This window comes from Mycolicibacterium aichiense (assembly GCF_010726245.1).
Lineage (GTDB): Bacteria > Actinomycetota > Actinomycetes > Mycobacteriales > Mycobacteriaceae > Mycobacterium > Mycobacterium aichiense.
The window spans coordinates 3,165,983-3,190,759 of sequence record NZ_AP022561.1; the positions used below are offsets into that span (position 1 = coordinate 3,165,983).

The 24,777-nt window shown below is 65.3% G+C and carries 21 protein-coding genes and 3 rRNA genes; 4 read left to right on the top strand and 20 right to left on the bottom strand.

Going from position 1 to position 24,777, the window contains the following annotated elements; all coding sequences use genetic code 11:
• Positions 1-5 precede the first annotated feature (5 nt).
• From G6N32_RS15410 to steA, 7 genes are all read right to left on the bottom strand, one after another.
• A complete protein-coding gene (locus tag G6N32_RS15410) occupies positions 6-815 on the bottom strand; it encodes a segregation/condensation protein A (RefSeq protein WP_115320336.1) in 810 nt (269 codons plus the stop codon).
• Positions 812-1,675 (bottom strand): ParA family protein, encoded by an 864-nt coding sequence (locus G6N32_RS15415; protein WP_036344816.1) that lies wholly within the window; start codon positions 1,673-1,675, stop codon positions 812-814. The genes G6N32_RS15410 and G6N32_RS15415 overlap by 4 nt, the downstream gene beginning before the upstream one ends.
• Positions 1,676-1,769: 94 nt before the next feature.
• Complete coding sequence (gene xerD / locus G6N32_RS15420; RefSeq protein ID WP_115320337.1) at positions 1,770-2,750, bottom strand: site-specific tyrosine recombinase XerD; 981 nt, start codon at positions 2,748-2,750, stop codon at positions 1,770-1,772.
• Complete coding sequence (locus G6N32_RS15425) at positions 2,747-3,370, bottom strand: NUDIX domain-containing protein (protein ID WP_115320338.1); 624 nt, start codon at positions 3,368-3,370, stop codon at positions 2,747-2,749. Before G6N32_RS15425 ends, xerD begins: the two co-directional genes overlap by 4 nt.
• Complete coding sequence (locus G6N32_RS15430; protein WP_115321261.1) at positions 3,363-5,135, bottom strand: CTP synthase; 1,773 nt, start codon at positions 5,133-5,135, stop codon at positions 3,363-3,365. Before G6N32_RS15430 ends, G6N32_RS15425 begins: the two co-directional genes overlap by 8 nt.
• A 142-nt stretch (positions 5,136-5,277) precedes the next feature.
• Positions 5,278-6,219, bottom strand: a complete 942-nt coding sequence (locus tag G6N32_RS15435; RefSeq protein ID WP_115320339.1) for a copper transporter — start codon at positions 6,217-6,219, stop codon at positions 5,278-5,280.
• Positions 6,220-6,244: 25 nt separating this feature from the next.
• Positions 6,245-7,429 (bottom strand): putative cytokinetic ring protein SteA, encoded by a 1,185-nt coding sequence (gene steA, locus G6N32_RS15440; protein ID WP_036344812.1) that lies wholly within the window; start codon positions 7,427-7,429, stop codon positions 6,245-6,247.
• Between the two features lie 164 nt (positions 7,430-7,593).
• Between steA and G6N32_RS15445 the strand changes: the two genes are divergently transcribed.
• Positions 7,594-8,556, top strand: coding sequence for a hypothetical protein (locus G6N32_RS15445; protein WP_147292039.1), 963 nt, complete (start codon positions 7,594-7,596; stop codon positions 8,554-8,556).
• On the opposite strand, the gene recN is transcribed toward G6N32_RS15445, so the two are convergent.
• The 11 genes from recN to G6N32_RS15500 form a co-directional block, all read right to left on the bottom strand.
• Entirely contained in the window at positions 8,549-10,303 is a 1,755-nt protein-coding gene (gene recN / locus G6N32_RS15450) for a DNA repair protein RecN (RefSeq protein WP_115320341.1), read from the bottom strand. The two genes, G6N32_RS15445 and recN, sit on opposite strands and share 8 nt — an antisense overlap.
• A gap of 7 nt (positions 10,304-10,310) precedes the next feature.
• A complete protein-coding gene (locus G6N32_RS15455) occupies positions 10,311-11,231 on the bottom strand; it encodes an NAD kinase (RefSeq protein ID WP_115320342.1) in 921 nt (306 codons plus the stop codon).
• Positions 11,228-12,037 (bottom strand): TlyA family RNA methyltransferase, encoded by an 810-nt coding sequence (locus G6N32_RS15460; RefSeq protein ID WP_115320343.1) that lies wholly within the window; start codon positions 12,035-12,037, stop codon positions 11,228-11,230. The genes G6N32_RS15455 and G6N32_RS15460 overlap by 4 nt, the downstream gene beginning before the upstream one ends.
• Positions 12,038-12,045: 8 nt before the next feature.
• On the bottom strand, positions 12,046-12,234 hold the full coding sequence (locus G6N32_RS15465; RefSeq protein WP_115320344.1) for a hypothetical protein: 189 nt from the start codon (positions 12,232-12,234) through the stop codon (positions 12,046-12,048).
• A complete protein-coding gene (locus G6N32_RS15470) occupies positions 12,231-13,256 on the bottom strand; it encodes an HAD-IIA family hydrolase (protein ID WP_115320345.1) in 1,026 nt (341 codons plus the stop codon). The genes G6N32_RS15465 and G6N32_RS15470 overlap by 4 nt, the downstream gene beginning before the upstream one ends.
• Position 13,257: 1 nt before the next feature.
• Positions 13,258-14,094, bottom strand: a complete 837-nt coding sequence (locus tag G6N32_RS15475; protein ID WP_115320346.1) for a tetratricopeptide repeat protein — start codon at positions 14,092-14,094, stop codon at positions 13,258-13,260.
• 122 nt (positions 14,095-14,216) lie between these two features.
• A 5S ribosomal RNA gene (rrf, locus tag G6N32_RS15480) occupies positions 14,217-14,329 on the bottom strand.
• A gap of 133 nt (positions 14,330-14,462) precedes the next feature.
• A 23S ribosomal RNA gene (locus G6N32_RS15485) occupies positions 14,463-17,576 on the bottom strand.
• A gap of 417 nt (positions 17,577-17,993) precedes the next feature.
• Positions 17,994-19,511 (bottom strand): 16S ribosomal RNA (locus G6N32_RS15490).
• Together the 16S, 23S and 5S rRNA genes form the textbook arrangement of a ribosomal RNA operon.
• A gap of 395 nt (positions 19,512-19,906) precedes the next feature.
• Positions 19,907-21,178: a tyrosine--tRNA ligase gene (gene tyrS / locus G6N32_RS15495; protein ID WP_115320347.1), complete on the bottom strand. Its 1,272-nt coding sequence runs from the start codon at positions 21,176-21,178 to the stop codon at positions 19,907-19,909.
• Between the two features lie 27 nt (positions 21,179-21,205).
• Positions 21,206-21,820 carry a DNA-3-methyladenine glycosylase gene (locus G6N32_RS15500; RefSeq protein WP_115320348.1) on the bottom strand — a complete coding sequence of 205 codons (615 nt, stop codon included), beginning with the start codon at positions 21,818-21,820 and terminating at the stop codon, positions 21,206-21,208.
• Between the two features lie 59 nt (positions 21,821-21,879).
• On the opposite strand from G6N32_RS15500, the gene G6N32_RS15505 reads away from it, so the two are divergent.
• Genes G6N32_RS15505 through G6N32_RS15515 form a run of 3 tightly spaced genes read left to right on the top strand, consistent with a single transcriptional unit; the run spans position 21,880 to position 24,001 of the window.
• Complete coding sequence (locus G6N32_RS15505) at positions 21,880-22,644, top strand: ABC transporter ATP-binding protein (RefSeq protein WP_115320349.1); 765 nt, start codon at positions 21,880-21,882, stop codon at positions 22,642-22,644.
• Complete coding sequence (locus G6N32_RS15510; protein ID WP_115320350.1) at positions 22,578-23,396, top strand: ABC transporter permease; 819 nt, start codon at positions 22,578-22,580, stop codon at positions 23,394-23,396. The genes G6N32_RS15505 and G6N32_RS15510 overlap by 67 nt, the downstream gene beginning before the upstream one ends.
• Entirely contained in the window at positions 23,393-24,001 is a 609-nt protein-coding gene (locus tag G6N32_RS15515) for a TetR/AcrR family transcriptional regulator (RefSeq protein ID WP_115320351.1), read from the top strand. Before G6N32_RS15510 ends, G6N32_RS15515 begins: the two co-directional genes overlap by 4 nt.
• On the opposite strand, the gene G6N32_RS15520 is transcribed toward G6N32_RS15515, so the two are convergent.
• Both G6N32_RS15520 and G6N32_RS15525 read right to left on the bottom strand, forming a co-directional pair.
• Positions 23,998-24,198, bottom strand: coding sequence for a Trm112 family protein (locus tag G6N32_RS15520; protein WP_115320352.1), 201 nt, complete (start codon positions 24,196-24,198; stop codon positions 23,998-24,000). The genes G6N32_RS15515 and G6N32_RS15520 overlap by 4 nt on opposite strands.
• 6 nt (positions 24,199-24,204) lie before the next feature.
• Complete coding sequence (locus G6N32_RS15525) at positions 24,205-24,756, bottom strand: hypothetical protein (protein WP_115320353.1); 552 nt, start codon at positions 24,754-24,756, stop codon at positions 24,205-24,207.
• Between the last annotated feature and the right edge of the window lie 21 nt (positions 24,757-24,777).

Consider the following 24,777-nt stretch of genomic DNA (forward strand, 5'->3'; position numbering starts at 1 on the left):
TGGTTCTACTCTTCTTCCCACTCGGCTCGGACCAGCTCTTCGTTCACAACCCGGTCGCCGGTCCATGAAACCTGGAGCACACCAAGTGGTTCTGGCTGCTCGAATGCTACCGTCCTGGCCCGATACAGTTCGAGCAGCGCCAAGAACCGTCCGACGATCTGGATCGGCGCCTCGCAGTCGGCCACCAGTTCCTTGAACGACGCCCACTGCCCGGCGCCGCGCGCCGACAAGAACTCCAACAGCAGCTCGGCCTGCTCCGGCACCGACACCTGCGACGCATGCAAGTGCTCGGTCGCGACGGTAGGAACCGGGCGCGGGGTGAACGCCGCGGCGGCGATGTCGGCGAAGGCTGCGGCGTCGACACCCAGCATGACCTCGGGAAGAAGGTCGGCGAAGCGATCCTCGACCGTCACCGCCCGGGGGTAGCTCCGCAGCGCTGCGGCCTCCAACTCGGCGAACATCTCGGCGACATGCTTGAACGCGCGGTACTGCAGCAGTCGCGCGAACAACAGGTCGCGCACCTCGAGCAGCGCCAGATCCTCCTCGTCGTGCACATCACCGGCCGGCAGCAGACGCGCGGCCTTGAGGTCGAGCAGTGTGGCAGCAATCACCAAAAAGGTGGTCGTCTCGTCGAGCTCGAGCTTCGGACCGATCTCGCGGGTGTAGGCGATGAATTCGTCGGTGACCTGATGCAGCGCGACCTCGGTGACATCGAGGCGGTGGGCGAAGATCAGCTGCAGCAGCAGATCGAACGGACCCTCGAAGTTGGTCAGCCTGACACGGAAGCCCTTTTCAGGCGCCGGCGAATCAGTCACTTGCCGAAGCGGTCTATGACCTCGCGGGCCAGCGACCGGTATGCCTGTGCGCCAACCGATTTCGGCGCCCAGGTGGTGATGGGCTCGCCGGCGACACTGGTCTCGGGGAAGCGCACGGTGCGGCTGATGACGGTGTCGAACACCAGGTCGCCGAAGCGCTCCAGCACCCGCGCCATCACCTCACGGGCGTTGACGGTTCGGTTGTCGAACCGGGTGATGAGAATGCCGCTGATCGTCAGCCGCGGATTGAGCCGCTCACGCACCTTGTCGACGGTGTCGGTGAGCAGTGCCAGCCCGCGCAGCGAGAAGTATTCGCATTCGGTCGGGATGACCACCGCGTCGGAGCAGGCCAGGGCGTTGACGGTCAGCAGGCCCAGCGAGGGCTGGCAGTCGATCAGCACGTAGTCGTAGCGATCGAGTACGGGGTGCAGCGCGCGGGCCAGGGTCTGCTCGCGTCCGACCTCGTTGACCAGCTGGATCTCGGCAGCCGACAGGTCGATGTTGCTGGGCACCAGGTCCAGGTTTTTCACCCGGGTGTTGATCAGCACCTCGTCGATGCTCACCCGAGGCTCGATCATCAGGTTGTGCACGGTGTGGGTCAGCTCGTAGTGCGGCACGCCCAGCCCTGCCGACAGCGCGCCCTGCGGATCCAGATCCACCAGCAGCACCCGCCGGCCGTACTCCGCCAGCGCCGCCCCGAGGTTGATCGTCGACGTGGTCTTGCCGACCCCGCCCTTCTGGTTGCACATCGAGATGACCGTGGCCGGCCCATGCGAGGTCAGCGGCTGTGGTTCGGGAATGTGGCGGGGCGGGCGGCCGGTGAGACCGATCGGTGTGGCTTCGTCTGCCTCGTCGGTCACGCCGTGCCCCCCGTCAGCAGGCTTTTCGGCGGCGTGGCGAACATCCGCGAAAGTCTAACGGTGTGTCGCCGCCGCACGAGGCAGACCCGCGACATCATGCCCGCGGATGTGCGCCGGCCCATACCTCGCGCAGGGCATGCACCGTGACCAGCGTGTAGATCTGCGTTGTGGTGACCGAGGCGTGTCCGAGCAGTTCCTGCACCACGCGGACGTCGGCGCCGCCGTCGAGAAGATGGGTGGCGAAGGAGTGCCGCAACGTGTGCGGCGACACGGCCGATGAGATGCCTGCCCGTTCGGCGGCGTCCTGCAGCACCTGCCATGCGCTCTGCCGCGACAGCTGCCCGCCGCGGGCGTTGAGGAAGATCTTCGGCGTGCCGCGGCCCCGGCGCGCCAGGTCGGGGCGGCCTCGCACCAGGTAGGCGTCGAGCGCCGCGATTGCCGGGCGGCCGACGGGCACCAGGCGCTGCTTGCCGCCCTTGCCGCGCAGCAGTACCGACCGGGCCTCGGTGTCGACATCGTCGACGTCGAGGCCGACGGCCTCGGAGATCCGCGCGCCGGTCGAATACAACAGCTCGAGCAGGGCGCGATTGCGCAGCGTCAGCGGGCCGTCCGACGGGGCGTCCCCGCCGGCGCCTTCGAGGAGGGCCAGGACCTCGTCGAGGGTGAGGCTCTTGGGGAGTCGACGGCTCGGGGTCGGCGGCTTGACCGCCCGAGCGACGTCGATGCCGATGATTCCCTCGGCGGCGGCGAACCGGTGAAAGCCGCGCACCGCGATCAGGGCGCGCGCTGCCGAGACCGCCGACAACGGCACCACGCCGGCGTCAGGATCACCGCGGCGCAGCGCCACCAGGAACTCACTGACGTCGTTCTCGCTGACTCCGGTCAGGTCGTCGATGCCGCGCGACGCCAGATGCTCGACGTAACGGCGCAGGTCGCGCCGGTAGGAGCTGATCGTGTTGGCCGCCACCCCGCGCTCGATGGTCAGGTGGTCGAGATAGCCCTGCAGCTGATCGTCCAAAGCAGTTCGGAGGGCAGGAGCGGAGCGACCCGGGATGTCGGCCGAGAAGGTCGTCATGAGCGGGCCTTTCCCGCGGCGAACGCTGTCGGGCGGTCCGGGAACGGCACATCGGCGGGCCGGGTCGGCTTGTCGTCGACGATCACCGCGTGCGCGGCCAGAATGCCGGCTACCGCAGTGGAATTCACAATCTCGCCGGACAACACCTGCTGCACCGCATCGGCGATGTGGACCCAGTGCACCTCCATATCGGCTTCTTCGTCGTGGCCCTCGGGGCGCCCGACGTCGGTGAGAATCCGGGCGAGATAGACGCGCAACGCCTCGTCGCTGAAACCTGGCGAGGACATCAGGTCGACGAGCACGTCCCAGCGTTCGGCGGTCAGGCCGGTCTCTTCGCGCAGTTCGCGGGCCGCCGCCTCGGTCGGGTCCTCCCCCGGCTCGTCCAGCAGCCCGGCGGGTAACTCCCACAGCCGGCGCCCGATCGGGTGCCGGTATTGGTAGACCATCGCCACCCGGCCGGCTTCGTCGACCGCGGCGACCGCCACCGCGCCGTAATGCTCGACGACCTCGCGCTTGGCGATGTTGCCGCCCGGCATCCGGACCTGATCGACTCGCAGGGCGAGAATGTTTCCGCGATAAGCGGTTTCAGAGGAGACGGTCTCGAAGTCGTGGTCAGCCACGGGCTGAATGCTCTGGAACCTGCTCGGCCAGCGGCTGGGCCGCCCCTTCCGGGTGTTCCTTGCCGTTGGAGTGCTGCTCCGGGATCTCCAGCGACAGCCGCTCGCCCGCCTTGTAGTCGATGGCCGCCCCGATGAACGAAACGAACAGCGGATGCGGCCGGGTCGGCCGGCTCTTGAGCTCCGGATGGGCCTGCGTTCCGACCAGGAACGGATGAATATCGCGCGGGTATTCGACGAACTCGACCAAATGACCGTCCGGTGAGGTGCCGGAGAACTGCAGACCGCTCTGCGCGATCCGGTCGCGGTAGGAGTTGTTGACCTCGTAGCGGTGGCGGTGGCGCTCCGACACGTGCGTCGAGTCGTATGCCTCGGCGACGATCGAACCGGCTTCCAGCGTGGCGGGGTAGGCACCCAACCGCATGGTCCCGCCCAGGTCGGCCTCACCGGCGACGGCCTCACGCTGGTCAGCCATCGTGGAGATCACCGGATCCGGTGTGCCCGGTTCGAATTCGGCCGAGTTGGCTTCGGCCAGCCCCACCGACCGGGCCGCCTCGATCACGATGCACTGCAACCCCAGGCACAGGCCCAGCACCGGTAGCCCACGGTGGCGGGCGTGCCGGATCGCACCGATCTTGCCCTCGATGCCGCGGATGCCGAACCCGCCGGGAATCAGCACGCCGTGCACGTCATCCAGTGCAACAGCCGCTCCGTTGTCGGTCTCACAATCATCGGAGGCGACCCAGCGCATCTCGACTTTGGCGCGGTGTGCGAACCCGCCGGCGCGCAGTGCCTCGGCCACTGACAGATAGGCGTCCGAGAGGTCGACGTACTTGCCCACCAACGCGATTCGGACGGTCTCCTTGGGCTCGTGGACTCGGCGCAGCAGGTCGTTCCACTGCGTCCAGTCGACATCGCGGAACGGCAGATTCAGCCTGCGCACCACATAGGCGTCGAGTTCCTCGCGGTGCAACACCTTGGGAATGTCATAGATCGACGGCGCATCGGGCGTCGAGATGACCCCGTCGATGTCGACGTCACACATCAGCGCGATCTTGTTCTTCAGCGGCTCGGGCACGTCCCTGTCGCAGCGCAGGATCAGCGCGTCGGGGCTGATACCGATGCTGCGCAGCGCGGCCACCGAGTGCTGGGTGGGTTTGGTCTTCAGCTCGCCCGACGGCGCCAGGTAGGGCACCAGCGAGACATGCAGGAAAAAGCAGTTCTCCCGGCCGACTTCGTGGCGGACCTGGCGCGCAGCCTCCAGGAACGGCAGCGACTCGATGTCACCGACGGTGCCGCCGATCTCGGTGATCACCACGTCGGGCCGGTTGCCGGACGCATCGGGCTCGGCCATCGCCAGGATGCGGCCCTTGATCTCGTCGGTGATGTGCGGGATCACCTGCACGGTGTCGCCGAGATACTCGCCGCGGCGCTCCTTGGCGATCACCGACGAATACACCTGCCCGGTGGTCACATTGGCCGATCCGGACAGGTTGCGGTCCAGGAAGCGCTCGTAGTGCCCGACGTCGAGGTCGGTCTCGGCGCCGTCCTCGGTGACGAACACCTCGCCGTGCTGGAACGGGTTCATCGTTCCCGGGTCGACGTTCAGATAGGGGTCTAGCTTCTGCATCGTCACCTGCAGACCGCGCGCGGTCAGCAACTGACCGAGACTGCTGGCGGTCAGGCCCTTACCGAGGGACGAGACAACTCCACCGCTGACGAAGATGTGTTTGGTGGCGGTCTGCGGGTGCTTGCGCAGTGGGGGCAAGAGCAACCTCCGTGACGTCGGGCAGGGGATCGCTGGGAACTGCCTGGGGCCTGCCTACCCACGGAATCTCACCCTAACACCGACGCCGACAACCCGGCGCTAACACGCCAGTGGCCTTCGTTACCTCTGTGTTGCCCGGCGTCTACTGCGGGACGGTGAGCGACGCCGCGCCCGGCCCGATGCCGAACTTCCCCGACGGCGCCCCGTTGACCAGGTTCTGCAACGCCAGGACGGTGGTGATGCGGCCGGCCTCAGAACTGATGTCGTCGACTGTGGTCACGTCGGCTGCCATCCCGGCATCAGCGCGCGTCACCGCGACAGCCGCGGTTCCGGTGGCTGAACCGTCCCGGCCTGCGAGCACCGTTCCCGACCCGTGCGGGGCCATCCCCGCGGCGAACCGGGCAACCGTGGAGCCCTGGTTGCCCGCGTCGTCGCCCAGCGCTCCGCCGGTCACGACGACCGCGGTGTTGGCCGCGGCCAGGCGGTCGCCCTGGTAGGTCAGAAAACCGGTGTCACGCAGCGCGGCCAGCACGGTGTCGCGTTGGGTGTCGTCGGCCGGTCGGATGGCGGGGTCGCGGTTGATCAGCAGTGCGATGCCGAGCAGGTCGCCGGCCTGCGAACCTTGGTCGACCAGCGTGGTGCTCAGCTGTGCGCCGGCCGGAACGATCGAGGAGTTGACCACCGAACGCAGCTTCTCCGCGGAGTTGGCGTCGACGAACTGCTGCGTCAGCGCGACCGTGCCGGTCACAGTTCCGCCGGCCTGACCGATCAGCCGGCTTGTCGCGGCCACGTCGTCGTCGTTGGCGTCTGGGGTGCGAAACAGCACCACCGCCTTGCCGGCCAACGCGTCCTTGACGATTCGGCTCGACATCTGTTTATCGAAATCATCAGCAGCGCTGAGCTTTTCGTTCAACGCATTGCGTTGATCGGTCAGCGAGGTGATCTGCTTGTTGAGGTCCTGCTTCTCGTCGCGCAATCCGGACAGCAACGTATCGGACAGCACGCCGGAGCCCAGGAAGACGCCGACGGCCAGCGCAAGGAACACCGCAGCCAGCGAAATGGCATGGTGGCGTAGCGAAATCACAGCGGTGAGCCTTTCTGCTCTAGGCCTAGGTCACCCAGCTCTGCACCCACAGCGAGAAGCGGTTCCAGTAGGTCACAATCCAGTCGATGACGAATGTGTCGGCCCGCGACACCCACAGCGCGGCGATGATCGCGAACAGCACCGCCAGGATCAGCATGGCGATCGCCCCGCCGGAGATGTGGTTCCGGTACAGCGTGGCAACAGCTTTCGCGTCCACGAGCTTCTCGCCGACCTTCAGCCTGGTGAGGAACGTCGACGGGTTGCTCTGCTGGCGGGAGCGGTCGAAGAACTCTTCGATGCTCGCCGAATGACCGGCCGTCACGATCAGCGAGGCGCCGTGATGGTCGACGAGCAGCAGCGCCAGGTCGGCGGCCGAGCCGGCGGCCGGGAACGTCATCGCCCCTATGCCCAGGTCCTGAATGCGTTCCAGACCGTTGGCGTGCCCGTCGGCATCGGCCGGCAGGACCACCTGCGCACCGCTCTTGAGCACGTCAGCGCTCATCTGGTCGGGGTTGCCGACGATCAGCTGGGGCCGGTAACCGTTCTTCTGCAATAGGTCTGCGCCGCTCTCCACCCCGATGAGCACCGGCTGGTACTCCTTGATGAAGGGCTTGAGCGCCTTGAGGTCGTCTTCGGCGCCGGGTCCGTCGGCCACCACCAGGACATGACGGCGGTAGACGTCGACGTCGATGTCCGGAATGCCGATACCGTCGATCAGCAGCGGGCTCTCGCTGCGGATGAATTCGATGGTGTTGCCTGCGAACGCCTCCAGATGCGCGACCAGCCCGGTCTTGGCGTCCTGCATGAGGTCGGCGATCTCTTCGTCGCTGCGCTCCACGCCCAGGGCGAGACGGCGATCGCCGGAGTACACCCCACCGTTGTGCAGCCGGATCTTCGCGCCGTCCTTGATCTTCTTGAAGACTTCGGGACCGGCGCTGTCGATCAGCGTGATGTTGTTGGCCACCAGTACTTCCGGGCCCAGGTTGGGGTACCGGCCCGAGATCGACGGAGAGGCGTTGACCACGCCGGCGATGTTCGCGTCGACCAAAGCGTCCGCCGTCATCCGGTCCAGGTCGAGGATGTCGAGCACCACAATGTCGCCCGGGCCCACACGGCGAAGCAGGCGATCGATGTCGCGATCGACGCGGGCTGTCCCCGCGACTCCTGGTCGTGCACCGGTATTACGGGAGAGAAGCGCTGACATCTTCATGCTGGGATTCTGTCGGCGGCGCGGCCGATATTCGCGGAGGCGCGCCGTAACACCAGCCACACAAGTCACATCTTGTCACAGCAGTAACACAGTTCGGATACGCGATTTCCTCCATGCGAGGCCGTCGCCCGTTACCGTCAGCTAACCGATCGACGGAGCCGAGCATGAGCCGAATGTCCCGCGCGACCTGGTTCAGCGGGCTGCTCGTCGGGCTGGGCGTGGGCGCGGCCGTGCTGGCCGGGGGCGGTGTCGCCAGCGCCGAGTCGCCCGGTGCCAGCTCGGCCGCACACGGGTCCGATAGTTCGGCAGGTTCGACCGGCCACTCCCGCCCATCGCCCGCCGCCACCACCACCCCGCGTACCCGCAAGACACTGTCGGCCTCAAGGGTTTCCAGGCCCGCGGCCCGCCTGGCTCGGCCCGCCCCGCGACCGGTGGTCTCACCGCCGCCGGTGCCGGCCCTCGTCACGGCGGTCACGACGTTCTTCGAGGACCTGCACGACTCACTGACCGGCGCTCCAGAGGCGCGTCCCAGTCCTGTCGAGACCGCGACGACCGCCTACGGGACGATCGGGAAGTGGATGCTCGGCCGGAGCGGCGCGCTCGCCGACTGGCCCAACCAGCAATATCCGTTCAAGACTCTCTACCAACCGATCAACGTGATCATCGTCGACCCGACGTCGAGCACTGCCGAAGAGTCGGCCCGCAAGCTCGACGCCACCCTGAGCGCGGCCGGCTTCCCCGCGCAGCCGGTCCATTCCACGGGGTATCAGGGTCTGATCGACGGCGTCGTCTACGGACAGCAGCCCACCGGACCCGAGCAGGCGTTCTCAAACGCCCACTGGCTGCTGACCAATGATCATGGCCGCGTGTTCGGCGCAGCTCCCGCCCCGGACGGGACCGGTTATGTGTGGACCGCCTCGTTCAGCCGCGAGCGCCCCGGCTTCTTCTATGTCGTCCCGACCCACGTCTACGTGTCGTTCAATCGAGCCCGCGACAGACTGCGGGCCGCGCTGGTGCGCGCCGGCGCAACCGATCTGGGATTGGTCGACATGGACAACGAGCTCGACCGCCGGACCACCACCACCGGCGACCACGACGGTTACGCGATCGTCATCGAGCTCAGCTGAGTCCCCGATCGCCCTGAGCGGCGTCGAGCAGCTCGCGGGCGTGCGCGCGGCCGGTGTCGGACTCCCCCAGTCCGGCCAGCATCCTCGCCAGCTCCCCCACCCGCTGCTCGGTGTCCAGGCGGCGCACCCCGCTGGTCCCGTTGCCTGCGCTGTCGACGACGAGGTGGCTGTCGGCGTAGGCGGCGACCTGCGGCAGGTGGGTGACGACGATGACTTGATGAGTGCGGGCAAGCCGCGCCAGACGGCGGCCGATCTGCACCGCGGCCCGACCCCCGACGCCCGCGTCCACCTCGTCGAACACCATCGTGGTGCCCTCCGCCGACGCGGCCAGCACCACTTCCAGCGCGAGCATCACGCGCGACAGTTCACCGCCGGACGCGCTCTTGTTCAGCGGCAGGACATCGGAACCGCGATGCGCGGTGAACCCGAACTCGACCAGGTCGATGCCCTCTCCACCGGCATGCACGGTCTCGCCCGACGGCAACCGCAACGGTGCACTGTCGTCGTCGCGGGCCGGCATCAGCGACACCGTCACGCTGAAGTCGGCGTGCGTCATCGCCAACCCGTTCAGCTCGGCGGTGATGGCCTTGGCCAAGCCCTTCGCCGCCTTGGTGCGGGCCTTGGACAGCTCCAGAGCGGACGTCGCCACCTGGCCGGCGAGCTCGTCGACGCGGCGGCCCAGCCCGGCCAGCGCGTCCTCCGACACGTCGAGCTGCGCCAGGCGCTCGCGGGACTCCTTGGCCCACGCCAGCACACCGTTGACGTCGGCGGCGTACTTGCGGGTCAGGTTGCGCAGCTCGGCCTGGCGCGCGAGCTTGGTCTCCAAGGCGCTGGCGTCATCGGGCAGGTCGCCCAGGAAGTCGCCGAGTTCACGGGCGACGTCGCCGGCGACGGTCAGCGCGTCGGTGAGCTGACGGGCCAACGCCGCCAGCGCGGGATCGTCGGTGGACTGCAGTAGGGCCGCCGCACGCCCCAAAGTATCCGTGGCAGAACGGGGTTCACCGTCGGTGAGATCGTCGGCCGAGAGATTGGCGCGCGCGCCGGCGACCGCCTCGCGCAGCGCGTCGAGTTCGGAGAGCCGGCGGATGTCGGCCACCAGCGATTCGTCTTCTCCAGGCATCGGGTCGACACCGTCGATCTCGGTCAGCGCGAACTTCAGCCGGTCCGCTTCCTGCGCCAGCTCGCGAGCCCGGTTCGTCCGGTCGACCAGATCCCGCCGGGCCACCTGCCACTGGTCGCGCAGCTTCTTGTAGCGCTCCAGTTTCGCGTCGACCCCAGTGAAGCGGTCCAGGGCAGCGCGCTGTTCCTCGGGGCGCATCAGCCGCAGCTGGTCGTTCTGGCCGTGCAGCGTCAGCAGTTCCGAGGTGAATGTCGACAGCGACTTGGCGGGCACGCTGCGCCCACCGAGGTAGGCCCGCGACGGCCCGTCGCGGCTGACGGTTCGCAGCGCAATGATGCTGCCGTCGTCGTCACGATCGGCGCCGGAGGAGTCCAGGATCTCGTCGATCCGCTTGCCGGTGGCGTCGTCGAGTTCTGCAGTGGCGAAACGGCCTTCGACCACCGCCCGCTCAGAACCCGACCGCACCCTGGTGGCATCGGCGCGTGCCCCGCCGAGTAGGTGCAGGCCCGTCACCACCATGGTCTTGCCGGTGCCGGTCTCGCCGGTCAGCACGGTCAGTCCGCGGTCGAACTCAGCGGTGGCGGCGCTGATCGCGCCCAATGACTCGATCCGGATCTCAGCCAGCATCGGCGGATCACTGCCCCCGCCAGCCGGTGACCGGCAGCCGGAATTTGCGAACCAACCGATCGGTGAACGGCGCGCTGTCCAGGCGCACCCACTTCAGCGGGGTCGTGCACTTGGTCACCTCGAGCCGCCCGCCGGCCGGCACCCGCATCTCGCGGCGGCCGTCGCAGAACACCAGCGCCTCGTGGCTGTCGTCCTCGATCTCGATGGCAATCAGCGCAGTCGGACTCGTGACCATCGGGCGTGCGAACAACGCGTGAGCGTTGTTGGGCACCACGATCATGGCCTCCAGATCCGGCCACACCACGGGCCCGCCCGCCGAGAACGCGTACGCGGTGGAGCCGGTCGGGCTCGAGACCAGCACGCCGTCGCAGCCGAACGCGGAGACCGGCCTGCCGTCGATCTCCAGCACGACGCCGATCACCCCGAGCCGCGCGCCCTTTTCCAGGCTGGCCTCGTTGAGGGCCCAGCCGCGGGCGATGACCTCGCCCTTGTCGCGCACCGCGATGTCGAGAGTCATCCGCTCCTCGACGCGGTAGGTGCGGGTGACGACGTGCTCGAGAACGGTGTCGATGGCCTCGGCTTCGGCCTCGGCCAAGAACCCGATGCGCCCCAGGTTGATTCCGAGCACCGGAATTTCCGCATTGCGGGCCAGTTCGGCGGCCCGCAGAAAGGTGCCGTCACCTCCGAGGACAAGCACCAACTCGCACCCGACGGCCGCGTTGGCGTCGGCGTCGACCACTTCGGTGGTCGAGCCCACCGCCTGCATTTCGGTGGGGTCGAAATGGGTGCCGCGGTCCACGGATTCGGCAGAGAGAACCCGCAGCGCTATATCGTTGTCGCCCAACACCTTTTCCACCCGGCGGGCCGTCTCGATGGCCTCCTCGCGAGCAGTGTGTACGACGAGCAGGATTGCCCGCTCAGAAGTCATTGCGGTCCTTCCGCGACGGCGCGGCGTACCGCGCCGTCCAGTTCGTCTCCGTGCAGTCCGTGGTCTGTTTCGGCACGCAGCCACAAGAAGTATTCGACGTTGCCCGAGGGGCCGGGCAGCGGGCTGGCGGTCGCGCCGACCGTCTGCCAGCCGAGTTCACCGGCGCGAGCTGCGACGGCCAGCACCGCGGCAGTCCGCAGTTCCGGATCGGACACCACCCCGCCGGCACCCACCTGCTCGCGACCGACCTCGAACTGTGGCTTCACCATGGGAACGATATCGGCGTGGGGGGACGCGCAGACAGTCAGTGCGGGCAGCACCGTGGCCAGTGAGATGAACGACAGGTCGGACACGACCAGGTCGACAGGGCCGCTGATCGCATCGGGTGTCAGGTCCCGCACATTCGTGCGCTCAATGACCACCACGCGCGGATCGGAACGCAGCGACCACGCCAGCTGGCCGTAGCCGACGTCGACCGCCACGACTTCGGTGGCGCCACGGTCCAGGAGCACCTCGGTGAAGCCACCGGTCGAGGCGCCCGCGTCGAGGCAGCGCCGCCCGGCCGGGTCGATGCCGAAGGCGTCCAGGGCTCCGATCAGCTTGTGGGCGCCGCGCGACACCCAGGTGCGCTCGTCGCCGGCTTCGACGGTCAGGTTCGCGGTGACGGCGACCGCGGTGGCAGGTTTGACCGCACGCATGCCGTCGATGCTGACCCGGCCGGCGCCGATGAGTTCGGCGGCCTGCTGCCGGGACCGCGCCAGTCCACGACGGACCAGCTCAGCGTCAACCCGGGCACGCCGCGTCATGCGCGAACTCAGCCCTTCTCCACCGATTCCAGCGCATTGACCAGGATTTGGTGCGCTTCCTCGAGCTGCCGTCCGACCGCATCGATGTCCACATCGGCGACGTCGACGCTGTCGGGATCGACGCTGGGCACCTGGGCCAGCACGGCGTCGATAGCGGCGCGAATCTGTTCGGGGTCGGCGTTCATATCACCGTTCACGCTAGCTGATCCTGTGCCGTCAGCAGGGACCAGCGCTGCAGCGCGGCGCGTGCGGTGTCGTCGCCGGCTCGCACCGTCAGCCGACGCCCCGCTCCGGCCGCGTCCCACACGGCGCGAGCGGTCGCACGGACCACCGAGAGCCCGTCGTCGCTGTGGTCTGTGCCTGCCGTGCTCACGATCACTGAGCCGTCGCCCACCTCGACACGCCAGGCCGGCTGCTCGGCGACTCGCAGGGATTCTGAGCCGGTGTGCAGGTCGCGGAGGTCGCCACCGATGTAGGTGGGGCGTTGCTCGGGGACGGCGTGCACCGCCTCGGCGGCGGTGCTGACCCCGCACAGCACCATCAGACTGGGCAGATCCGCGGCGTTGGCTCCTGCGATATCGGTGTCGAGGCGGTCACCGACGACCAGCGGAGTATCAAAGGAGCCCCGCGCCAGGGCATCTCGCATCAGGGCCGGAGCGGGCTTGCCCGCCACCTGGTATTCGGCGTCGGTCGCGGTGCGCAGTGCGGCGACCATCGAGCCGTTTCCGGGCAGCAGTCCCCGTTCAGTGGGCAGGGTGCGGTCGACGTTGGCCGCCACCCAGAGCGCACCGGAGCGGATGGCCAGCGCGGCCTCGGCCAGGTCGGGCCATCCTGTCGTCATCGAATGTCCCTGCACGACGGCCACTGGCTCGTCATCGAACCGCCTCACCGGCTGCAGCCCGACCGCCTCGATCTCACCTGCCAGCGCATCGGTCCCGACGATCAGCACCTTCGACCCCGGTTTCAACTGCTGGGCCAGCAGCCGGGCCGCACTCTGGGCGCTGGTCACCACATCGGCGGCGTCCGCGACGAAGCCCAGATCCCGCAAGTGCGCCGCCACGTCTTCGGCGGCGCGGGAGGCGTTGTTGGTGACGAACAGCTTGCGGGTCTGCGCGGCCTCCAGGGCATCGATAGCGCCCTCGGTCGGCTCATGACCGCGAAACACGGTGCCGTCCAAATCGAGCAGCAAGCAATCATGTTGCTGCGCAAGGGTAGTCATCTCAGGCCAGCTCGCCGACCCGGTCTTCGGCGTCGGTGACGCCCTCGACGTCGGCTGCGGCGGCATGGATGAACCACTGCAGCGCATCCTCGCCGCGACCGAGGGCCAGCAGCGTCTCCGCGTAGGCGTAGAACAGTCGCGCAGCGGTCGAGCCGGTGCGCGACGGGTCGGGCTGCGGTGTGGACAACACCACCAGCGCCTGCTCGAGCTGACCGAGGTCGGCACGTGCGCCTGCGGCGACGATCCGCAGCTCGTCGGCGTCGTCACCGGTGAGCTCGGCCGCTTCGGGGCTGCGGGCGAGTTCGATGGCGCGTTCGGGCCGTCCGACGCCACGTTCGCAGTCGGCGATCAGCGGAAGCAGCTGCGACTTGCTGCCCATCCGGCGGGCGGCACGGAATTCGGACAGTGCTTGACCCCAGTCGCCGCACTGGTAGGCGGCGATGCCGACCGCTTCACGTACCGCCGCGATCCGCCCCGACCGGGCTCGTGCGGCCTGGGCGTGCTCCAGCGCGGCCTGCGGGTCTTCGTCGAGCAGTTCGCCGGCCGCGACCAGGTGGCGGGCCACGGTGTCGGCGGTCGACTTATCCAAAGTCGTGAGTTCGCCGCGGATTTCGGGCGCGAGTTGCTTGGCCTCGATGGACGCCGGGATGACCGGACCGGCCTGGGCGGCGCCGCCCCCGTCACCATCGGCGGCCGGCCGCGGCTGCGCCGGACGGGCACGGCCCGGTCCGGACCGGTGTGGTGCGTTGTTGCCCCGGCGATCGCGGTTTCCAGCACCTGCCGCCGAGGGCCGACGGGACGGACGCCCACCGGAATTGCCTTGCCTGTCATCGACCACCTGTAAAGGATACGGGCAGGCCTCAGACAGCCACAATTCGGACAATTGAAAAATGCATTATGGAATTCGTAATTCAAATGGAAACGCCCCCCGATTTCTCGGGGGGCGTTTCTCTAAATTGTGTTCGGCGGTGTCCTACTTTTCCACCCTGTGGGGTAGTATCATCGGCGCTGGTAGGCTTAGCTTCCGGGTTCGGGATGGGACCGGGCGTTTCCCTGCCGCTATGGCCGCCGTAACTTTATTCACTCTTTTCCGAGTGTACATAGTTTTGGTGGTGGGGTGCAGTGTGTTGATTGTTGTGGTGTGGTTGCGGGCAATGTGTGTGCGTCTTTACAGTTTCCGAAAACAAATTGGTTTGTTGTTTTGGTTGTTGTAAGTTTTCGGCCGGTTAGTGCCAGTTCCTGAACACCTTGCGGTGCGTGTAGGTCTGGTCTATCGATCCCGTGGTCTGCGGGGGCCTTATCCTCTAAAGGGTGAGAAACCTGGTCTTGGAGAAGGTTTCCCGCTTAGATGCTTTCAGCGGTTATCCTGTCCGAACGTGGCTATCCAGCGGTGCCCCTGGTGGGACAACTGGTGTACCAGAGGTTCGTCCGTCCCGGTCCTCTCGTACTAGGGACAGGTTTCCTCAAGTTTCTGACGCGCGCGGCGGATAGAGACCGAACTGTCTCACGACGTTCTAAACCCAGCTCGCGTGCCGCTTTAATGGGCGAACAGCCCAACCCTTGGGACCTGCTCCAGCCCCAGGATGCGACGAGCCGACATCGAGGTGCCAAACCATCCCGTCGATATGGACTCTTGGGGAAGATCAGCCTGTTATCCCCGGGGGTACCTTTTATCCGTTGAGCGACACCCCTTCCACTCGGGGGGTGCCGGATCACTAGTCCCGACTTTCGTCCCTGCTTGACATGTCCGTCTCGCAGTCAAGCTCCCTTGTGCACTTGCACTCAACACCTGATTGCCGTCCAGGTTGAGGGAACCTTTGGGCGCCTCCGTTACATTTTAGGAGGCAACCGCCCCAGTTAAACTACCCACCAGGCACTGTCCCTGGACCGGATATACGGTCCGAAGTTAGAAGTCCAATACGATCAGAGTGGTATTTCAACAATGACTCCACCCACACTGGCGTGTGAGTTTCACAGTCTCCCACCTATCCTACACAAACCGTATCGAACGCCAATACCAAGCTATAGTGAAGGTCCCGGGGTCTTTTCGTCCTGCCGCGCGTAACGAGCATCTTTACTCGTAGTGCAATTTCGCCGAGTCTATGGTTGAGACAGTTGAGAAGTCGTTACGCCATTCGTGCAGGTCGGAACTTACCCGACAAGGAATTTCGCTACCTTAGGATGGTTATAGTTACCACCGCCGTTTACTGGGGCTTAAATTCTCCGCTTCACCCCGAAGGGTTAACGGGTCCTCTTAACCTTCCAGCACCGGGCAGGCGTCAGTCCGTATACATCGTCTTGCGACTTCGCACGGACCTGTGTTTTAGTAAACAGTCGCTTCTCACTGGTTTGTGCCACCCCACCGCTGCCGGCAGCTAGTGCCATGACAGTAGGAGGTCCCCCTTCTCCCGAAGTTACGGGGGTATTTTGCCGAGTTCCTTAACCATAGTTCACTCGTACGCCTTGGTATTCTCTACCTGACCACCTGTGTTGGTTTGGGGTACGGGCCGTGTGTGCGCTCGCTAGAGGCTTTTCTTGGCAGCAAAGGATCACCGAATTCGCCTCACTCGGCTATGCATCACCTCTCAGGATATATGCCAGACGGATTTGCCTATCTGACTCCCTACGGGCTTGCCCCAGTATTACCACTGACTGGTACGGCTACCTACCTGCGTCACCCCATCGCTTGACTACTACCCACCCGGTCTCGCGCAGCCGGCGACCCCCGCTTCCCGAAGGAATTGGTTGGCCACCATTTGGGCGATTAGCAGAATGGATTCATCAGGGACGCTCACACACGGGTACGGGAATATCAACCCGTTGTCCATCGACTACGCCTGTCGGCCTCGCCTTAGGTCCCGACTCACCCTGGGCGGACTGGCCTGGCCCAGGAACCCTTGGTCTTTCGGCGGGCAAGGTTCTCACTTGCCTTATCGCTACTCATGCCTGCATTCTCACTCCCACACCCTCCACAGCTCCATTACCAGGCTGCTTCACCGGTGTGCAGGACGCTCCCCTACCCATCAACACAAGGTTGATGCCGCGGCTTCGGCGGTGTGCTTGAGCCCCGCTACATTATCGGCGCACAATCACTTGACCAGTGAGCTATTACGCACTCTTTCAAGGGTGGCTGCTTCTAAGCCAACCTCCTGGTTGTCTCTGCGACTGCACATCCTTTTCCACTTAGCACACGCTTAGGGGCCTTAGCCGGCGATCTGGGCTGTTTCCCTCTCGACGTACGGAGCTTATCCCCCGCCGTCTCACTGCCACGCTTTCACTTACCGGCATTCGGAGTTTGGCTGACGTCAGTAACCCTGTGGGGCCCATCGGCCATCCAGTAGCTCTACCTCCGGCAAGAAACACGCAACGCTGCACCTAAATGCATTTCGGGGAGAACCAGCTATCACGGAGTTTGATTGGCCTTTCACCCCTACCCACAACTCATCCCCTCAGTCTTCAACCTAAGTGGGTTCGGGCCTCCACGCGGTCTTACCCGCGCTTCACCCTGGCCATGGGTAGATCACTCCGCTTCGGGTCCAGAACACACCACTACACCACACACTGTTGTGTGGATACGCCCTATTCAGACTCGCTTTCGCTACGGCTACCCCACCCGGGTTAACCTCGCGACATGTCCCTGACTCGCAGGCTCATTCTTCAAAAGGCACGCCATCACCCCACCACGAAGGAGGGCTCTGACGGATTGTAAGCGCACGGTTTCAGGTACTATTTCACTCCCCTCCCGGGGTACTTTTCACCATTCCCTCACGGTACTAATCCGCTATCGGTCACTGAGAAGTATTCAGGCTTACCGGGTGGTCCCGGCAGATTCACAGCAGATTCCACGGGCCCGCTGCTACTCGGGAACAGTTCCACAGGAGCCGTGATGTTTTCAGTTACGGGGCTCTCACCCACTACGGCAGACCATCCCAGGTCACTTCACCTAACACCACGGTTTATCACTCCCGCCCCGGCCGGCAGACCGAAGACGAAACGTCCCACAACACCGCACACACAACCCCTGCCGGGTATCACATGCATACGGTTTAGCCATCCTCCGCGTTCGCTCGCCACTACTAACGGAATCACAATTGTTTTCTCTTCCTACGGGTACTGAGATGTTTCACTTCCCCGCGTTCCCCCCCACTACCTATGTATTCAGTAGTGGGTGACACGACATCACTCGTGCCGGGTTTCCCCATTCGGACATCCTCGGATCAACGCTCGGTTGGCAGCTCCCCGAGGCATAACGCAGCCTCCCACGTCCTTCATCGGCTCCCAGTGCCAAGGCATCCACCATGCGCTCTTAAACACTTACAACACAAAAAACCAATTCGAAAAAAGAAATTGCACATCAATCGCACACACAAAACCACCAACCCCCAAAGGAAGCCGGCGCCTCATGCGTGCCAGATGCTCGCAACCACTATCCACAAATCAAACACCACACCCCACCACCAAAGATGGAGCAACAACACACCGACCCCGCCAACGCGGAGCCACCCGGAACCCCGGGCACGGGCCTGTTGTCTCAAAGCCCAACAGTGTGTTTGGCAGCACCAGACAACCCCCCACCAAAGGAAGGTCCCCGTCCTGGTCGTTTGCTTGTCGTGCACCAGACCCCCACCCACTACAGGTGACACCCACGACAGGTGATAAAAGGCCATCCAACGAATCGATCAGATCACCGAACCCCCACACGATGTGGGCGGGCCTGATTCTCGTGGTGCTCCTTAGAAAGGAGGTGATCCAGCCGCACCTTCCGGTACGGCTACCTTGTTACGACTTCGTCCCAATCGCCGATCCCACCTTCGACGGCTCCCTCCACAAGGGTTAGGCCACCGGCTTCGGGTGTTACCGACTTTCATGACGTGACGGGCGGTGTGTACAAGGCCCGGGAACGTATTCACCGCAGCGTTGCTGATCTGCGATTACTAGCGACTCCGACTTCACGGGGTCGAGTTGCAGACCCCGATCCGAACTGAGACCGGCTTTGAAAGGATTCGCTCCACCTCACGGCATCGCAGCCCTTTGTACCGGCCATTGTAGCATGTGTGAAGCCCTGGACATAAGGGGCATGATGACTTGACGTCATCCCCACCTTCCTCCGAGTTGACCCCGGCAGTCTCTCACGAGTCCCCACCATAACGTGCTGGCAACATGAGACAAGGGTTGCGCTCGTTGCGGGACTTAACCCAACATCTCACGACACGAGCTGACGACAGCCATGCACCACCTGCACACAGGCCACAAGGGAACCGACATCTCTGCCGGCGTCCTGTGCATGTCAAACCCAGGTAAGGTTCTTCGCGTTGCATCGAATTAATCCACATGCTCCGCCGCTTGTGCGGGCCCCCGTCAATTTCTTTGAGTTTTAGCCTTGCGGCCGTACTCCCCAGGCGGGGTACTTAATGCGTTAGCTACGGCACGGATCCCAAGGAAGGAAACCCACACCTAGTACCCACCGTTTACGGCGTGGACTACCAGGGTATCTAATCCTGTTCGCTCCCCACGCTTTCGCTCCTCAGCGTCAGTTACTGCCCAGAGACCCGCCTTCGCCACCGGTGTTCCTCCTGATATCTGCGCATTCCACCGCTACACCAGGAATTCCAGTCTCCCCTGCAGTACTCAAGTCTGCCCGTATCGCCCGCACGCCCACAGTTGAGCTGTGAGTTTTCACGAACAACGCGACAAACCACCTACGAGCTCTTTACGCCCAGTAATTCCGGACAACGCTCGGACCCTACGTATTACCGCGGCTGCTGGCACGTAGTTGGCCGGTCCTTCTTCTACAGGTACCGTCACTTGCGCTTCGTCCCTGCTGAAAGAGGTTTACAACCCGAAGGCCGTCATCCCTCACGCGGCGTCGCTGCATCAGGCTTGCGCCCATTGTGCAATATTCCCCACTGCTGCCTCCCGTAGGAGTCTGGGCCGTATCTCAGTCCCAGTGTGGCCGGTCACCCTCTCAGGCCGGCTACCCGTCGTCGCCTTGGTAGGCCATTACCCCACCAACAAGCTGATAGGCCGCGGGCCCATCCCACACCGCAAAAGCTTTCCACCACAACCCATGAAGGCCATGATCCTATTCGGTATTAGACCCAGTTTCCCAGGCTTATCCCAAAGTGCAGGGCAGATCACCCACGTGTTACTCACCCGTTCGCCACTCGAGTACCCCGAAGGGCCTTTCCGTTCGACTTGCATGTGTTAAGCACGCCGCCAGCGTTCGTCCTGAGCCAGAATCAAACTCTCCAAACAAAAACCCCTCACCCAAAAAGGCAAGGCAGAATTCGAATCAGAACAAGCCTGAAACCAAACAAAAGACACCAAAACTGGCATCAACAACCGCACCCCAACACGGGGGTATCAGAATGCGGCAAAAAACAACAACAAACAAAAACCACCAAACACACTATTGAGTTCTCAAACAACACACCCCAGTCACCCACTCGACCGCGCAGTAACCCCGCGACCCGAAGGCCGCGTAGATATCGTGCGGACAAGAGGAACAACCCTGTTACCAGGTTTGATTCCCGGGAGGTCTTCGCGCTCTCCGGCTTGGCCGGGCCGCTCTGACTTGGAATAAGTTACAGACGAGCTAACGGCGAGTCAAATCGCCTGCTAGATCGGCGTTTCGCCCGCGCCGCGAGTCGTCAAACCCGCTGTACCCCAGCGATATTCCGCTTCCCGCGCCGCAGCACCAACCAGCGCCCGTGCAGGAAGTGGGACGGTTGTGCCACCCAGTCCTCGCTGTCGATCTTCTCGTTGTTGACCGACACTCCCCCTTCGGCGATCGTGCGCTTGGCGGCACCCTTGCTCGCCGACAGGCCGGTGGCCACCAATAGATCGACGATGCCGTCCGCACCGCCCGGGCCGAGCTCGGCCACCGTCGTCTCCCGCAACGCGGCCGACAGCGTCGGTTCATCGAGCCGGGAGAGCTCGCCCCGGCCGAACAACGCCTGCGACGCGTGCTCAACGGCGTCAGTCGCAGCCTGGCCGTGGACCAACGTGGTCAGTTCTTGGGCCAGCCGCCGCTGTGCGGCCCGCTCATGTGGTCGTTCCGCGGTCGCCTGGGCGAGCTCGGCAAGGTCGTCGGCGGACAAGAAGGTGAACCAGCGCAGGTACCGGATCACGTCGGCGTCTGCGGTGTTGACGAAGTACTGATACCAGGCATAGGGGCTGGTCATCTCGGGATCCAGCCACAGGCTGCCGCCTCCGGTGGACTTGCCGAACTTGGTTCCGTCAGCGGCGGTGACCAGCGGCACGGTCAGCGCATGGACGCTTGCGCCCAACGTCTGACGGGCCAGCCGCACCCCGGCGATGATGTTGCCCCATTGATCGGACCCACCGATCTGCAGTGAGCAGCCGTAGCGCCGGTGCAGTTCCACATAGTCGTTGGCCTGCAGCAGCATGTAGCTGAATTCGGTGTACGAGATGCCGTCGCCGTCGAGCCGGCGACGGATCGTGTCACGGTCGAGCATCACGTTCACCGAGAAGTGCTTGCCGACGTCGCGCAGGAAATCGATGGCGCTCAGCTGCGCGGTCCAATTCAGGTTGTTCTCCACGATCGCGCCGCTGGGTGACTCGTCGAAGTCGACGAACCGCTCCAGCTGGCCACGGATGCGCTCTGCCCACTGAGCGACGGTGTCGGTGGTGTTCATGGTCCGCTCGCCGGTGTCACGAGGATCACCGATCATCCCGGTCGCGCCACCCGCCAGCACGATCGGCCGATGGCCGGCTCGTTGGAATCGGCGAAGTGTGAGCAACGGCACCAGGTTTCCCGCATGCAGGCTCGGCGCGGTCGGATCGAATCCGCAATACACAGTCATCGGGGGTTGGGCGGCCGCCGCGGCGAGCGCGTCGATATCGGTCGACTGCGCAATCAGCTCCCGCCAGCCCAACTCGTCGAGAATCGTCGTGCTCATGCGTTGATCTTCCCGCATGGGATGCGCTCAGTCGCTCGCGCCCGGGATTGGCGCCCGCGGACTGCGGCGGTATGCCGACACCTCGGGACGTCCGGTGAGCCACAATCGCCACGGCCGGTCGGCGGCCTGCGAGACCCCGACCCGTGGCCCGGCACTCTCCGGACCATCCCCGTCACCGAGCTGGACGGTCACCGGCGATGCCGGATCGAAGACGTCGACCCCGTTGTCGTCCATCACGATGCCCAGCGCTGAACAGAGGTTGCCCGGACCGCGGGCCAGCGCCGCCGGGCGCACCAACGGGCCACGACGGATCTGCGCCACGTCCAGACCCGACTCGATCGCCGCGGCCCGCACCAGCACCGCCGCCGCCGTGCCCTCGGGTCCGCACGACACGTTCGCGCAGACGTGGATGCCGTGGCTTCGGTACGTATAGAGGTGACCAGCCGGGCCGAACATCACGTTGTTGCGGACACTCGGACCCCGATATGAATGCGCCGAGGCGTCCGGCCACGGGCCGTCCGGCGGACCGCCATACGCCTCGACCTCCACGATGAGCGCGCTGACACCCCGGCAGCTGATCACCCCGCCGAGCAGCAGCCGCGCCGCCGAGACCGGATCCGTAACCAGCTGATCGCCACCCATCGGACGAAATTCTGCCCCAGCCCTTGACCTTCCCCGCGCCGGGGAGCATTATTCATCGCGTGATGAGTTCATCGGGTGATGAATTGTTGGTGGACCGTGCCGATCCCGCCATCCGGGTCGAGCGCCTGCGTGTGGTGCGCGGTAAGCGGGTCGCCCTGCACGACATCACGGTGACGATCCCCCGCGGTTCGATCACCGGACTGCTCGGCCCGTCGGGCTGCGGCAAGACCACGCTGATGCGCAGCATCGTCGGCACCCAGATCGTCACGTCGGGAGCCGTGACCGTGCTCGGGCACCCGGCGGGATCCCCCGCACTGCGGCACCGGGTCGGCTACGTCACCCAGGATCCGACGATCTACAACGACCTCCGGGTCATCGACAACGTCCGCTACTTCGCCGCGCTGTACGGCGCCACCCCCGCGGTGGCCGATCGCGCGGTCGACGACGTCGGACTGCGCGATCACGCCGCGGCGTACTGCGCCAACCTGTCCGGCGGACAGCGCGCAAGGGTATCGCTGGCCTGCGCGTTGGTCTGTCAGCCCGACCTGCTGGTGCTCGACGAACCGACCGTCGGCCTCGATCCCGTGCTGCGCGTAGACCTGTGGGCCCAATTCGACGACTTGGCCCGCCGGGGCACCACCTTGCTGGTGTCCAGCCACGTGATGGACGAGGCCGACCACTGCGCGGGGCTGCTCCTCATGCGCGACGGCCGACTGCTGGCCCAGACCACCCCCACCCGACTGCGAGAGGACACCGGATGCACGTCACTCGAGGAAGCGTTCCTGTCCATCATCAGGCACAGCACCGCAGCGTCAGCAAGCTGAGCGCGCGCGCCTATCTGGCCACCACGGGCCGCATCCTGCGTCAGCTCCGGGCCGATCATCGAAGTGTCGCAATGATTCTCGTGGTGCCCAGCGCGGTCATCACGTTGATGTACTTCATGTTCGACGACGTGCCCAAGTTCCCCGGCGCGGTCTCGCCATTCCAGACCGCGTGCCTGATCCTGCTGGGACTGTTCCCACTGTTCGTGATGTTTCTGATCACCTCGATCACCATGCAGCGCGAACGGTCGTCGGGAACTCTCGAGCGGATTCTGACCACTCCCCTTCGCCGGCTCGATCTGCTGGCCGCCTACGGCACGGCGTTCTCGGTCGCGGCCGCCGCGCAGGCGATCCTGGCGTGCGTCGTGGCGTTCTGGCTGTTGGGGTTCGACACCTTGGGCAGCCCGGTGTGGGTGTTCGTCATCGCCGTCATCAACGCCGTGCTGGGTGTTGGCCTGGGCCTGCTGGCAAGTGCGTTCGCCCGCACCGAGTTTCAGGCCGTACAGTTCATGCCCGTGGTGATCGTCCCGCAGCTGCTGCTGGCCGGAATCATCGTGCCGCGCAATCAGATGCCAACCTGGCTGGAATGGATCAGCAACGCGATGCCGGCCAGCTACGCGCTGGAGGCCTTGCAGCAGGTGAACAGCCATACCGAGCTGACCACCATCGCGGTCCGGGACATCGTCGTGGTCCTCGCTTTCGCGATGGCGGCCATGGCGCTGGCCGCCGCGACGCTGCGCCGGCGAACACCGTGAGCGCCGGCTCGGCCAAACGCCCCGGCCGGCCGCGCGGTTCTTCCGACACTCGGGAGCGCATTCTCACCCGCGCTCGAGAGTTGTTCGCCCGCAACGGGATCGACAAGACATCGATCCGCTCGATTGCCGCTGCCGCCGGCGTGGATTCGGCCCTGGTCCATCACTACTTCGGTACCAAGCAGCAGCTGTTCGCCGCCGCGATCCAACTGCCGATCGACCCGATGACCGTGCTGGTTCCGCTGCGCGACACCCCCATCGAGGATCTCGGCCACGTGCTGCCCGCCACCCTGCTGCCGCTGTGGGATTCGGAGATGGGCGCGGGCCTCATCGCCACCATCCGGTCACTGCTGACCGGTTCTGATGTCAGCTTGGTCCGCTCGTTTCTGCAGGAAGTGATCACCGCCGAGGTGGCGCCGCGAGTGGACAACCCGCCGGGCACGGGACGACTGCGCGTGCAGTTCGTCGCCTCACAGCTGGTGGGCGTGGTGATGGCCCGCTACATCATCGGGCTCGAGCCGTTCGCCTCGCTGACGCCGGAACAAATCAGCGCGACCATCGCGCCGACGTTGCAGCGTTACCTCACCGGCGAATTGCCCGGGCTCTAGGACGCCGAGCGCGCCATCAATCGCTCATGATCCTCGGGGCTGACCTCGACGGCCTCGTCGACCAGCAACACCGGGATATCGTCCTCGATGCGGTAGGCCTTGTGCAGCCGAGGGTTGTAGAGAAGTTCGTCCACCAGCAACAGCGGCCCGCGGTCGGCTGGGCACACCAGGATGTTGAGCAGTTTCTCGTCGAGCATGTGGGGCTATGGGCTCACAGCCGGAGGTGCCGCCGCCGGGGCGTTGTTGCCGCCGATGGTCGGTGCGCCGTCGCTGGGCATCTGACCGGCGCCCATCACGGCATTGTTCTGCTGCCGCTGCTGTGCCTGCTGCAGGAGCTGCATCTGGGCGAAGATCTTCTGCTGGTAACCCAACGTGTTCTGCAGCGCCTGGATCAGCGGTTTCTGGTTCGGGCGGTACTGCAGCGCATTCTGGATCTCGGCGATATTGGTCCTCGACGGCTTGATGCCCTGTGCGCGCAGTTTCATCACCGACTTGATCAGGTTGGACAACTGCCCGCCGCTGGCGCCCTGGTCGTAGTTCTGGTCGATGAACAGCAGCAATTGGTCGGCGCTCTGGAACTGCGGGACGCCGTTGGCATCCGCGGTCGCCGGCGCCGTGGGGGTGGCCGGGGCCGTGCTCGGGTCCGCCAGCGCCTGTTGCGTGCCCACGCCGACCAGCAGCCCAGCGGTCAGGGCACCGATCGCCGTGCCGCGGACAGCGCGACGCCAGTGACGTGAAACGGTCTGGGTTGTCATGCATTCCTCCGACGCGTGGCG